Origin of the sequence: Variovorax sp. LG9.2 (assembly GCF_035018885.1) — a bacterium.
GTDB lineage: Bacteria > Pseudomonadota > Gammaproteobacteria > Burkholderiales > Burkholderiaceae_C > Variovorax.
On record NZ_JASJXB010000106.1, the window covers coordinates 1 to 483 of the forward strand.

1 protein-coding gene is annotated in these 483 nt (G+C 64.4%); it reads left to right on the top strand.

Annotated elements, in window-relative coordinates; translation table 11 throughout:
• Positions 1-450 (top strand): transposase (locus QN413_RS27105; protein WP_323499645.1); only part of this gene is annotated, 450 nt, incomplete at its 5' end.
• Positions 451-483: the final 33 nt, after the last annotated feature.

The window sequence follows — 483 nt, forward strand, 5'->3', positions numbered from 1 at the left end:
AGCAGCCGGCCAAGTCATCTTGAAGCCAGGAGGTGCAGATGGCATCGTGTCCACATGAATGATGCGGACACGATGGATAGAGTGATCAAGAGAGTTCCCCGGCGTCAACACGGTGCCGAATTCAAAGCCCGAACGCTCCAGGCACGCAGACAGCCGGACGTCTCCGTTGCCGCCATCGCGCGACAGCACGACCTCAATGCAAACGTCGTGCACCGATGGCGCGTCAACGAACGCAACACCGTGGCGCCGATTGCAGCCGTCTCACAGACGGCCAGTCCGTCGGGCTTTGTCGCCGTCAGCTTCCACCCCGAAACACCCGCGCCTGCCGAACCCATGCCGCTGCCCGACATTCGTATCGAGCTCCAGCGCGGCAACGCCACCGCCGTGGTGCACTGGCCGGTGCAGGCGGCAGCGTCCTGCGCCGCCTGGTTGCACGAGTGGCTCCGGTGAGCGGCCCATGATCCGCATCGAGGCGATCTGGTT